The 12,007-nt window shown below is 64.3% G+C and carries 12 protein-coding genes; 8 read left to right on the top strand and 4 right to left on the bottom strand.

Annotation, left to right across the window (positions count from 1 at the left end; translation table 11 throughout):
* Positions 1-314: 314 nt before the first annotated feature.
* From NA29_RS05550 to NA29_RS05530, 5 genes are all read left to right on the top strand, one after another.
* A complete protein-coding gene (locus NA29_RS05550) occupies positions 315-509 on the top strand; it encodes a zinc-finger domain-containing protein (protein WP_039396595.1) in 195 nt (64 codons plus the stop codon).
* Positions 510-588: 79 nt separating this feature from the next.
* Entirely contained in the window at positions 589-1,614 is a 1,026-nt protein-coding gene (waaF, locus tag NA29_RS05545) for a lipopolysaccharide heptosyltransferase II (RefSeq protein WP_039396594.1), read from the top strand.
* Positions 1,615-1,671: 57 nt separating this feature from the next.
* Entirely contained in the window at positions 1,672-2,127 is a 456-nt protein-coding gene (locus tag NA29_RS05540; protein ID WP_046292789.1) for a nuclear transport factor 2 family protein, read from the top strand.
* A gap of 16 nt (positions 2,128-2,143) precedes the next feature.
* A complete protein-coding gene (locus NA29_RS05535; RefSeq protein ID WP_039396591.1) occupies positions 2,144-3,181 on the top strand; it encodes a YheT family hydrolase in 1,038 nt (345 codons plus the stop codon).
* 68 nt (positions 3,182-3,249) lie between these two features.
* Positions 3,250-3,891 (top strand): DUF2946 family protein, encoded by a 642-nt coding sequence (locus NA29_RS05530; protein ID WP_039396588.1) that lies wholly within the window; start codon positions 3,250-3,252, stop codon positions 3,889-3,891.
* 50 nt (positions 3,892-3,941) lie between these two features.
* Here NA29_RS05530 and NA29_RS05525 read toward each other — a convergent pair whose 3' ends face one another.
* A complete protein-coding gene (locus NA29_RS05525; RefSeq protein ID WP_224786858.1) occupies positions 3,942-5,534 on the bottom strand; it encodes a M48 family metalloprotease in 1,593 nt (530 codons plus the stop codon).
* 204 nt (positions 5,535-5,738) lie between these two features.
* Here NA29_RS05525 and moaC point away from each other — a divergent pair, with 204 nt between their 5' ends.
* Entirely contained in the window at positions 5,739-6,218 is a 480-nt protein-coding gene (moaC, locus tag NA29_RS05520) for a cyclic pyranopterin monophosphate synthase MoaC (RefSeq protein ID WP_039396584.1), read from the top strand.
* 79 nt (positions 6,219-6,297) lie between these two features.
* Here the strand turns inward: moaC and NA29_RS05515 are convergent, their stop codons facing one another.
* Positions 6,298-7,176: an EamA family transporter gene (locus NA29_RS05515; RefSeq protein WP_039396581.1), complete on the bottom strand. Its 879-nt coding sequence runs from the start codon at positions 7,174-7,176 to the stop codon at positions 6,298-6,300.
* Between the two features lie 79 nt (positions 7,177-7,255).
* Between NA29_RS05515 and NA29_RS05510 the strand changes: the two genes are divergently transcribed.
* Positions 7,256-7,798: a MarR family winged helix-turn-helix transcriptional regulator gene (locus NA29_RS05510; protein ID WP_052252549.1), complete on the top strand. Its 543-nt coding sequence runs from the start codon at positions 7,256-7,258 to the stop codon at positions 7,796-7,798.
* 97 nt (positions 7,799-7,895) lie between these two features.
* Here NA29_RS05510 and NA29_RS05505 read toward each other — a convergent pair whose 3' ends face one another.
* Positions 7,896-9,107 carry an MFS transporter gene (locus NA29_RS05505; protein WP_039396578.1) on the bottom strand — a complete coding sequence of 404 codons (1,212 nt, stop codon included), beginning with the start codon at positions 9,105-9,107 and terminating at the stop codon, positions 7,896-7,898.
* A 101-nt stretch (positions 9,108-9,208) separates the two neighbouring features.
* On the opposite strand from NA29_RS05505, the gene NA29_RS05500 reads away from it, so the two are divergent.
* A complete protein-coding gene (locus tag NA29_RS05500; RefSeq protein WP_039396574.1) occupies positions 9,209-10,141 on the top strand; it encodes a LysR substrate-binding domain-containing protein in 933 nt (310 codons plus the stop codon).
* Positions 10,142-10,321: 180 nt separating this feature from the next.
* Here the strand turns inward: NA29_RS05500 and groL are convergent, their stop codons facing one another.
* Positions 10,322-11,968 (bottom strand): chaperonin GroEL, encoded by a 1,647-nt coding sequence (gene groL / locus NA29_RS05495; protein ID WP_039396571.1) that lies wholly within the window; start codon positions 11,966-11,968, stop codon positions 10,322-10,324.
* Positions 11,969-12,007 lie beyond the last annotated feature (39 nt).

Below are 12,007 nucleotides of genomic sequence, written 5' to 3'. Positions count from 1 at the left end.
CGTGAATATGTTCATCATTGGCGGCGGACGTCAGGCCATTATAGCCACGGTAAATAGTTACTTAGTATGCGAAAAGCCGTCACTCGCCTGTTTTTTCTGATGCAACGCCGCCGCTGTGGCATACGCGCCACGCGGACCCAGTCATGGCCATCGGGGCGGCTAGCCGTCCGCAAAGGGCGGCGGCTGCTTTACAATAGCGTCTTTTGGTAAACGGGCGGGCGTCACCCAGTGACCGACACCGTCCGGGCAATTCTCGAAACTTCGGATTTGCGGCACACCGCGAATTCATCGAACATCACCACGGTCCGAACCCCATGAGCGAAGTCAAACAAATGCCGGTCGTCGAAGTCGGCGCTGAAGATCTCCCGGTCCACTGCCCGAACCCGAAGATGCAGTTCTGGAGCAGCCACCCGCGCGTGTTCATCGACGTGAGCCACGGCGAAGCCGCCTGTGCCTATTGCGGCACGCGCTATCGCCTGAAGCCCGGCACCGTGATCAAGGGTCACTGATCGTCCGTCTTCCTCGTGAAACGGCCCGACCGCCGGGCTCGTTTCATCGCCACGCTTAACGAATTGAGTCTCCGCCACGATGCATAAAGCCTTGGTGATCGCCCCCAACTGGATTGGGGACGCGCTGATGGCGCAGCCGTTGTTTACCCTGCTCAAGCGTCTGCATCCGCGTCTGACCATCGACGCGATCGCGCCCGGCTGGGTCGCCCCGGTGCTCGAACGCATGCCGGAGATTTCGCGCGTCGTCGCCACCGACCTCGCGCACGGCAAATTGCAGCCCCTCGAGCGCTACCGGCTCGCGAGCGTGCTGGCCGACGAGGGGTACGACGCTGCCTATGTGCTGCCGAATTCCCTGAAGTCGTCTCTGATTCCGTGGCTGGCGCGCATTCCGTTGCGCATCGGCTACAAGGGCGAGCAGCGCTACGGCCTGCTCAACGTGCGTCACGCCAATCCGCGCAAAGACGAGCGCCCACCGATGGTGCGGCATTACGCTGCGCTCGCGTTCGCCCCGGGTGCCAAGCTGCCGGAAACACTGCCGACGCCGCGCATCGAAGCCGACCTGAACGAATCAGCCCGCGTGTTCGCGCGCTTCGGCCTCGATCTGCGCGTGCCGCTCGTGGTGTTCTGCCCGGGTGCCGAGTTCGGACCGGCCAAGCGCTGGCCGCCAGGGCACTTTGCGCAACTCGCGCAATTGGTGCGCCGCTCGTTCCCGTATGCGCAGATCGTCGCGCTCGGTTCGGGCAAGGACGGTGCACTGGCCCAGCAAATTGCCGCCGACGCGCCGTTCGTGCGCAATCTTTGCGGGCAGACGTCGCTGGCCGAGGCCTGCGCCCTGCTCGCACGCGCGAACGCCGTGGTGAGCAACGATTCCGGCCTGATGCATGTGACAGCCGCCCTGCGCCGCCCGCAGATCGCCTTGTTCGGTTCGTCCGATCCGCGCCACACGCCGCCGTTGTCCGAGCAGGCGCACATCCTGTGGCTACAATTGGAGTGCAGCCCGTGTTTTGCCCGCGAATGTCCGCTGGGTCATACACGCTGCCTGAACGAGTTGATGCCCGAGCATGTGTTCGCGAATCTGCGCAACATTCTGCTGACGCAGCGCTGAGCGCCGCGCACGGCAAGCTTTCGGTTCGATCCCGGTAACACTCAACGGTAAATCCTCATGCCACGTTTTGTCCGTCTGTTCGATGCCGCCAGTGAAACCATCACGGCCTTTTATGACGCGCTGCGCCGTGGTCAGACGGATCGCGCGATGACGCTCTGGGCGAACGAGGATTTCGTCAGCTACATTCGCGCCGACGGCACGCGCTGGGATGGCCTTGAGCAGATCCGCAGCGGCCTCGTCGCCCAGTTCGCACAGAGCGTCGTGCTGATCGACTCGCTCGATACGACCGAGTACGACACCGTCGGCACGGTCGTGCACACTGCGACCGAAGCCATCCGCGTGGGCAAGGAAGACGCCGGGCAAACGACCGCCCAGCTCATCCACACGACCTACGTGCTCGTGCACGAGCAAGGCGACTGGCGCTTCGCCCACATCCACTCAAGCCCCCTGCCGCCGCATGCCGTCGAGCAATTCAGCCTGATGATGCACGCGCGTCCGGACGGGCTGCACTAAGCCGTACGGTGTTCGCATGACAGCGCGCCCGGCCGTCTTTCTGCCTAAGGATTACCGGCCGCCCCGGTGGCTGCCGGACGGCCACAGCCAGACGATCTATCCCGCGCTGCTGGGCCGCCGCCCGTCGGTCGAGTTCCGTCGCGAGACCTGGGACACGCCCGACGGCGATTTCGTCGACGTCGACTGGCTGGTCGCACCGCCCGCCTCGCAGAAATCCCCGCCCGCCCCCGACGGTCTCGTCGAAACACCGCTGGTCGTGCTGTTCCACGGTCTGGAAGGGAGTTCGGGCAGCCATTACGCCCGCACCCTGATGCGCGAGGTGCAAGCGCAGGGCTGGCGCGGCGTGATTCCCCACTTTCGCAGTTGCAGCGGACGCATGAACCGCGCCCCGCGCTTCTATCACTCCGGCGACAGCACCGAAATCGACTGGATGCTGCAACGCCTGCGTGCCCATACGTCCGGGCCCATCTTTGCGGCGGGCGTGTCGCTCGGCGGCAATGTACTCCTGCGCTGGCTCGGCGAGCGCGAGGGGCACGCGACGCAAGTCGTCAGCGCGGCCTGCGCGATCTCCGCCCCGCTCGATCTGCGTGCGGGCGGTCTGGCGCTCTCGCATGGCTTCAACATGGTCTACACGCGCAACTTCCTCGGCACGCTCAAGAAGAAGGCGCTCGCCAAGCTCGATCAGTACCCCGGGCTTTACGACCGCAATCTGATGATGGCCGCGCGCGATCTCGGCGAATTCGATCACGTCGTCACCGCGCCGCTGCACGGCTATCACAGCGCGTTCGACTACTACACGCGGGCGTCGAGCAAGCCGATTCTGCCCGCCATCGAAGTCCCCACGCTCGTCATCAACGCCCGCAACGACCCGTTCCAACCCGCCAGCGCCTTGCCGGGGGAAGGCGACGTCGGCCGCTTCGTCCAACTGCTGCAACCGGCGCATGGCGGACACGTCGGCTTCATGAGCGGGCCGTTTCCGGGTGGGCTGACGTGGATGCCGCATACCGTCGTAGACTACTTCCGTCAGTTTCTGCCGTCTGCTGTCGAGCGCTGAACGACGGCCGAACGACGATTATTCTGGGCGTCGGCACACCACCAACACACGTTAAGGGCTCCTACCTAATGGATGAGATCGTTCGACAGGCGATGGCCAAATGGCCCAATGTGCCGCACTGCTACGGCTGGCTCGCACTCGATCGTCGCGGCCAGTGGCGCATGCGCGACGAGCAGGCGCAGGCACAAGGCACGGCTGGCGACCCGATTCGACATACCGCGCTGATTGCGTTCATCGCCCGCAATTACGCCAGCGACGACGCGGGCCGCTGGTACTTCCAGAACGGCCCGCAACGCGTGTACGTCTCGCTGGCTTACGCACCGTTCGTGGTGCGCCTCACGTGGGACGCCGCAGCGAACGACGGACAGGGCGCCCCTGTGCTGACGGATCAACTGGGCAAAACGTTCGTGCCACAGGCCTGTCTGCTTGATGAGGATGGCAGCGTCGCCTTTGTGGGGACGAAGGGTGTTGGGGACGCGACCGCGCCGCTGGCGCTGCTGCACGATCACGATATCGATCTGCTCACGCAGGTGTCGGATCTGGCGCAGGCGTTCGAAGTGGCAGAGACGGCTGACGACACGGCGGACGCGAAGGCCGCGGTGCGCCTGCATTGGCGCAATGAAGACTCGCTGCCGCTGTCCATCGTTCACGCGGGCACGTTGCCGCAGACGTACGGCTTCGAGCGGGATCCTCAGGCACCGGCGGCCTGATTTTCGGCCACGCGCCGACAGACTTCGCGACGGGACGCCCTGAGCGCCCGTCAGCCGAACTGCTTGTTGAATTCCTTCTCGTCTTCCTTGTCTTCCTTGTACCGGCGCTGGAACTCGTGCAGTTTCGCGTCGATGGTCGACAGTTCGTAGAAATCGGCATCCCCGGCGTCGCGCGCGAGCTTGAGCTGACTCACCGCCGCCATCCACTGACCTTGCAGCGCATATTGCTCGGCGAGCGCCTCATGCTGACGCGCCCGTTTGCCGCCCGCCGCCCATGCGCCAGCCAATGCACGCCACCAGATCGGCTCGCTGCGATAGCGTTCGACCTGCGATTGCAGGAACTTCGTGGCTTCGGGAACGCGCTGGCTGGCGATAAGCGCATCGGCATAGGCCATATCCGCCGCCTGTGACAGCGGGAAGGCCGCGCGCGCCTGCGTGGCGATCCGAAGCGCTTCGTCGGGCTTGCCCGACAACCTTGCGATGTCCGACGCCAGCACTGCCAGACTCGGCGTGCCCGGCCCGGTGCCGCCGAAGGCAGTGCGGGCGCGCTCAAGCGCGTCGCGCGCGGGTTCCCAGCGTCGTTGCTTCACTTCGGCCAGCGCCACCGCATACCATGCCCCCGCCACGTTCGGTGCGGTCTGCGTTCTGATCGCGGTACGTTGCGCGTCGGCAATGGCCGCAAAATCGCTCGCCGACTTCTGCTGCAGGACCAGCGAGCGCGCACGCACGAACGCGTATTCCGGCGACTGCTCCGGCTGACGATAACCGGCGGTGCGCGAGCGGTTGAGCATGTCGGCAATGCGCTCGGTCGTGAGCGGGTGAGTCCGCACGTATTCCGGCACACCGGCCTCGTTGATCGAGTCGGCGCGTTGCAGACGCTCGAAGAATGTCGGCATGGCATACGTGTCGAAACCGGCAGCCTGCAATAACTGGAAGCCGACGCGATCGGCCTCGCGCTCCGCGTCGCGCGAGAACCGCAGTTGACGGTCGACGGCCAGCCCTTGCCCACCCATGGCGATGCCCATCCCAAGATCCGAGCTGCGCGCGCCGATACCGGCCAGCAAGCCCAGCAGCAGGCCGCCCAGCGCAATCCACGAGTTTTGCGCCTGCTGGCCTAGCATGCGTGCGATGTGATGCTGAAGGACGTGCCCCGTCTCGTGCCCGACCACGGAGGCGAGTTCCGACTCGGTCCGCGTGGTGACGATCAGCCCGGTGTTGATGCCGATGAAGCCGCCGGGCAGCGAGAAGGCGTTGATCGCGGCGTCGCGTACGACGAAGAACTCGAAGCTCTGGCTCGCGTCGATGCCGACCTTGCGGGTCGCCGAGACAAGCTTGCTGCCCAGCGCATTGACGTAGTCGGAGAGCAGCAGATCGTTGACGTAATCGGGATCGGCGCGGATCTCGCGCATCACGCGCTCCCCCAGCTTGCGCTCCATCGCAGGCGAAAGATCGGCAGCCGAACTTTGACCGAGCGTGGGCAAGCCCTGCGCGAGCGCTTGCGTCGGAATGACGGCGGTGGCGAACGTCGTTGCCGTCATCACCGGCAGCATCAAAACGGCGACGATGCGCCGCCAGCGGGCGACGCCGTATGCGCTTGAATCGAGGGGGTTGGGATGACGGGCGTGCGTCGGCATGGACGTCATGGGCGTGGGCGCAGCGTGGCGCTGATCATTCGAGGCTGCTGCTATGATAGCAGCCAGACGCGGACGTTCCGCACCGTCGCCCGAACGATAAAAACAGAGGCGCAGCGGCGAATACACAGGCACGGCGCAGACACAGCGCAGGTGCGGTCCGCACGATCTCGCACGATTTCAGACTGATTTCCCGCACTTTCTCAGCATCGACTCATGGCAGAACTCACCCACTTCGACACCGCCGGACAGGCCCACATGGTTGACGTCGGCAGCAAGGACAGCACGCACCGCATCGCAGTGGCGCGCGGCACCATCCGCATGAAGCCGGAAACGCTGGCGCTCATTCGCACCGGCACGGCCAAGAAGGGCGACGTGCTGGGCATCGCCCGCATCGCGGCCATTCAAGGCGCCAAGCGCACGGCCGATCTGATTCCGCTGTGCCACCCGCTGGCCCTCACGCGCGTGACGGTCGAGTTTCTCGTCGACGACGGCGCGAATGCCGTGCACTGCCGCGCGCAGGTCGAGACCATCGGGCGCACCGGCGTCGAGATGGAAGCCCTCACCGCCGTGCAAGTCGGTCTGCTGACGATTTACGACATGTGCAAGGCCGTGGATCGCGGCATGACGATGACCGACGTTCGCGTGCTGGAGAAGCACGGCGGCAAGTCGGGGGATTGGGTGGCAGCGGAGTAATCACGGTATCGGCGACATCGTCGCACGCACACCGCACACCGCACATCGGACGGCGGCCCGGACAGGACCCGCGAAGCGATCACGTCCTCGACGCCGTCCACTGCACCGCCAGAATGCTCGCGAAGACCATCGCAAGTCCCACGAATGCCAGCCCTTTGATCGCCTGACCGAGCAGCACCCAGCCGAGTACGACGGCAGTCAACGGACTGAGCAAACCCAGTGACGACACCGCCACCGGCGCAAGACGCGCGATGCCGCGAAACCACAACGCATACGCCAGCAACGCCCCCGCCATCGACAGATAGACATAGCCAGCCGTCTGCCACCCTGTGAGTGACGGCAGCGGCGGGTCCGCCAACAACGCTACCGGCGTCAGCATCAAACCACCCAGCAACAGTTGCCAGCCGGTGAGCGCCAGCACCGGCATGCTCAGTCGCCAGCGGCGCGTCAGATAAGTGCCTGCCGCCATGCAGGCCGCGCCAGCAAGCGCCGCCGCAATGCCGACCGGCTCGAACACCGTCCCAGGCGAAAGCAGTAGGACGCCCATCCCGACGACACCGGCAATCGCCGCCCACACTGTCGTCATCAGCGGCCGCCGCCGATCCACGCCCCACGCCAGCCCCATGACCAGCAAAGGCTGAATCGCGCCGACGACCGCCGCCAGACCGCCCGGCAGCCGATAGGCCGCGACAAACAGCAGCGCCTGGAATGCGCCGATGTTCAGAGCGGAGAGCGTCAGCAATCGCGCCCAGTCGCCGCGCGCAGGCCGGCTGCGCGCGTAGAGCAACAGCAGCAATCCCGAGGGCAGCACGCGAATCAGCGCAGCCGTAAACGGTCGGTCGGGGGGCAACACCTGCGTCGTCACGATGTAGGTCGATCCCCAGATCATCGGGGCGAGTGCTGTGACGATCACATCCAGCCACGCGGTGCTTGTCGTCTGCGCAGAAATTCGGGTCATCGCAATTTATCTTCAATTCAAGATAAATCGAAGTTTGGTATCCTTTTGTCTTGATGTCAAGATAAAAGGAGTCAGTGGCATGTCGAAGCGTTCAACGGGGACTGAGGGGAATGCGGGGAGTGAGAGGAGCGGCGACGCGGTCGACAGCATCCTCGCACAATGGCATCGCGAGCGTCCGGATCTGGATGTCTCGCCCATGGGCGTGATCGGCCGACTCAAGCGTTGCGCGGCGCTCGTCCAGCAGCAGCTCGACGCCACGTTCGCCGAGTTCGATATGAGCGGCTGGGAGTTCGACATGCTCGCGACGCTGCGTCGCGCCGGCGCGCCTTATCGGCTCGCGCCGACGGCGCTCTTCTCCACGCTGATGGTGACGTCGGGCACCATGACGCACCGGTTGCAGCGTCTCGAAGCGCGAGGCTGGATCGCCCGCGTACCGAACCCGGACGACGCGCGCAGCACGCTCGTCCAGCTAACCGACGATGGCTTCGCCCTGATCGAGCGTGCCGTCGAAGCGCACGTGGCCAACGAACACCGTATGCTCGCACCGCTCACCAGAGCGACGCTCATTAACGTCGAGTCCGGGCTAAGCGACTGGCTTAAGGTGCTGGAAGGCGTGAAATGAGGGTTATCTCGACGTAAAGAAAAAGGCTCGCCGTGGCGAGCCTTTTCGTATTCAGCATGCTGCGGCAGTCCGGTGACTTTGCCGCAGCCGTCGCGGATCAGGCCGCGGCGACCTTGCCGACGCTCTGGCGCTGCGGCCAGAAGTACCACACCGCACCGACGACTTGCAGCACGACCAGCACCGTCCACGCCGCGAAGTGCCCGTCCGGACTGTGCGCCGCGTATGCACCAAGTACCGCGCCCACGCCAACCTGGCACAGGAAGATCAGCAGGAAGATGACGAGGGTGAGCGACGTGTTGACGCGTCCGATCAGCGTGCCGTGGAAGTACTCCGCGAGTACGGCATAAGACAAAATGCCCGTGCCGCCGAAGATGCCGTAAGCGGCCCACAGCCAGACCGGCGGAATCGGCGTGCGCAGCATCAGCAGCAACTGCACCACGACGAACAGCACCATGCCGACGCCGGAGAAAGCGAACACACTCACCCCGCGACGCTCCAGCGAACGAGCCGCCGCCCCGAACACGACGCTGCCCGCCATCATCGCCAGCCCCACCACCGACACGAGCGATGCCGCCTGCGCCGCCGACACCCCTTCAACGTCGCGCATGAACGGCGCCATCCACAGCGACTGCATCGCGTAGAACACACCCTGCGTGATGCCCGAGAGCGACGTCACCTTCCAGAACATCGCGCTGCCGAGCACCTGACGCACGCCCTGCAACGCCTCCGACAAGCCGCCCTGTGCGTGCGAACCGGGCTTCTCCGGTGCACCGAACCAAAGCGCGATGGACATGAATACTGTGAGCGCCGCCAGTCCGAACGACACCACGCGCCAGTCCGTCAGACCGAGCAACCAGTTCAGCGGCGTGCCGACGACCACGCCGCCCATGCCGCCCACGGCCATCACCAGACCGTTGAGCAACGGCAGACGCGCCACCGGAAACCACTGCGCCAGCGCCTTGAATGCGCTGCCCAGACACACCGATACGCCAACGCCAATGAGCAGACGCCCGACCATCAGCGCGCCAACGCCATGCGCCAGACCGAACAACGCCGCACCGACCGCCGCGAGCAGCAACACCAGCGACGACACCCGGCGCGGCCCGAACTTGTCGAGCAGCACGCCCGCTGGCAATTGCGCACCGGCAAAACCGAGGAAATAGAGGCTCGTGAGCAGACCGAGATCGGCAGACGAGAGACCGAGGTCGCGCGTCATGAACGGCGCAAACCCGATGTTCACACCGCGGTACACGTATGAGACGAAGTATCCGCAGGCGAACAGCACGAAAATCCGAAGTGCTTTCGACATGGAGTAAACCCTAAGATCAGCTTGGGTATCGATTGTCGGTGCAACGACGCGGCGAAGCCAACGAAACCTTTGTGCTCGCATTGTGAGTAGAATTTGACATCATGTTCCAACACCTCCCTCCCCTCCAATCCCTGCGTGCGCTTGAGGCCGCCGTGCGTCATCGGAGCTTTACCCGGGCCGCCGAGGAATTGAATTTGACGCACAGTGCTGTCAGCCACCATATGCGCTCGCTGGAGCAGCAATTGGGCACGGCGCTGTTTCGGCGGGTCGGCGCGCGGATGATTCCAACGAGCGTCGGTGCACGTCTGGCCGAGCGGGTACGCATCGGCATGACGGAACTGGATGAGGCAATCAACGAAGCCAAAGCGGGCATTACGCCCGACGCCACGCCGGCCATCGTCCGCCTGGAAATCAGCGTGATGACCGATCTGGCCGCGCAATGGCTGATTCCCCGGCTCGACCGCTTCAGCAAACTTCACCCGGGCATCGATCTGGTCGTGCGCATTCATGCGGACATCCCGGCCCCGGATCCCTATTCCGTCGACGTCGGCATCTGGCATCAGCGCGTGGAAACGCCGGGGTTCGTCACCCGAAAACTGCTCGACGACTTCGTGATCGCCGTATGCAGCCCGCAACTGATCGCTACCGTCCCGGGCTTCACCGTGGCGGATACGCCTAAGCTGCCGATGCTGCGCTTCGCTTACCGATCGTGGCGCGACTGGCAAGTGGCCGCCGGATTGCCGCCGCATGAACCAACGCGCGGCCCGATCTTCGACGATTCGGGGCTGCTATTGCGCGCAGCGCTGGCGGGACACGGTGTGGCCACTGCACGCAGCTTGCTGGTGCGCGACACGCTGGCGTCAGGGGAGTTGGTGCAGATCGGCGACGTGCGGATTCCGCCGAGTCTGGAGTACCACGTGAGCTGGCGGGAGAATCATCCGCGCGAGCGGGCGATTCATGCCTTCTGGGACTGGATGCAGGACGAGATTGCGGCCACGGTGCCGCTAATGCCCTCGCCGATCAAATCCGGCTGATCGGGACATTGGCATCAGGACCATTGAAGCGCGCATAAAAAAACGGCAACGAATTCCGAAGCGTTCGTTGCCGTTTCAGGCGCGGACTTCGACGCCCGGACCAAGGTCCTTGCGCAAAGCCCGACAGCCGGGCATTCGGGGCACCTCGCGGCACCCCGGTCATGCAGTCTCTTGCGAGACTTACATGCCCATGCCCATGCCGCCCATACCGCCCATGTCGCCCATACCGCCGGCCATCGGAGCATCTTCCTTCGGCAGTTCGGCAACGGCGCAGTCGGTCGTCAGGAGCAGGCCCGACACCGAAGCGGCGTTTTGCAGTGCGGTGCGGGTGACCTTGGTCGGGTCCACAACGCCCATCTCCACCAGATCGCCGTACTCGCCCGACGATGCGTTGTAGCCGTAGTTGCCCTTGCCTGCAACAACGTTAGCCACGACGACGCTGGCTTCTTCGCCACCGTTGGTGACGATCTGACGCAGCGGCTCTTCCATCGCGCGCAGCACGATCTTGATACCGGCGTCCTGGTCGGCGTTGGCACCCTTGAGGTCCGACACGGCCACGCGAGCACGCAGCAGCGCAACACCGCCGCCCGGGACGATGCCTTCTTCCACGGCAGCGCGGGTAGCGTGCAGCGCGTCTTCCACGCGTGCCTTCTTTTCCTTCATTTCGACTTCGGTCGCAGCACCGACCTTGATCACTGCAACACCGCCGGCCAGCTTGGCCACGCGCTCTTGCAGCTTTTCACGGTCGTAGTCGCTGGTGGCTTCTTCGATCTGGGCGCGGATCTGCTTGACGCGCGCTTCGATGTTCACGGCTTCACCGGCGCCATCGATGATGATGGTGTTTTCCTTGCCGATTTCGATGCGCTTGGCTTGACCCAGCTCAGCCAGCGTGGCCTTTTCCAGCGTCAGGCCGATTTCTTCGGCGATGACCTGGCCGCCCGTCAGGATGGCGATGTCTTCCAGCATGGCCTTGCGGCGGTCGCCGAAGCCCGGAGCCTTGACGGCGCAGGTCTTCAGGATGCCACGGATGTTGTTGACCACCAGCGTTGCCAGGGCTTCGCCCTCGACGTCTTCAGCGATGATCAGCAGCGGACGGCCAGCCTTGGCGACTTGCTCGAGCACCGGCAGCAGGTCACGGATGTTCGACACCTTCTTGTCGAACAGCAGGACGAACGGGTTCTCCAGGATCGCGACTTGCTTTTCCGGGGTGTTGATGAAGTACGGCGAGAGGTAGCCGCGGTCGAATTGCATACCTTCGACGACGTCCAGCTCGTCTTGCAGCGACTTGCCGTCTTCGACGGTGATCACGCCTTCCTTGCCGACCTTGTCCATTGCCTTGGCAATGTAGTCACCGATCGAGGTGTCGCTGTTGGCCGAGATCGAGCCGACTTGAGCGATTTCCTTGTTCGTGGTGCAGGGCTTGCTGATCTTGCGCAGTTCTTCGATAGCAGCGGCGACAGCCTTGTCGATACCGCGCTTCAGGTCCATCGGGTTCATGCCCGAGGCAACGTACTTCATGCCTTCGCGAACGATCGACTGAGCCAGCACCGTTGCGGTGGTGGTACCGTCGCCGGCGTTGTCGCTGGTCTTGGAAGCCACTTCCTTGACCATTTGCGCGCCCATGTTCTGGAGCTTGTCCTTGAGTTCGATTTCCTTGGCGACCGACACACCGTCCTTGGTCACGGTCGGGCCGCCGAAGCTGCGCTCGAGCACGACGTTACGGCCCTTCGGGCCCAGGGTCACCTTGACGGCGTTGGCGAGGATGTTGACACCCTCGACCATCTTGGCACGAGCGGCATCGCCGAAAACGACTTCTTTAGCTGCCATTGCATTAACTCCTTGAATTCTTTACGTAGATGTCTGGGG

The organism is Pandoraea sputorum, from assembly GCF_000814845.2.
Taxonomy (GTDB): domain Bacteria; phylum Pseudomonadota; class Gammaproteobacteria; order Burkholderiales; family Burkholderiaceae; genus Pandoraea; species Pandoraea sputorum.
The sequence above is the reverse complement of the archived record's forward strand: the minus strand, read 5'-3'. Positions and strand labels throughout refer to the sequence as shown.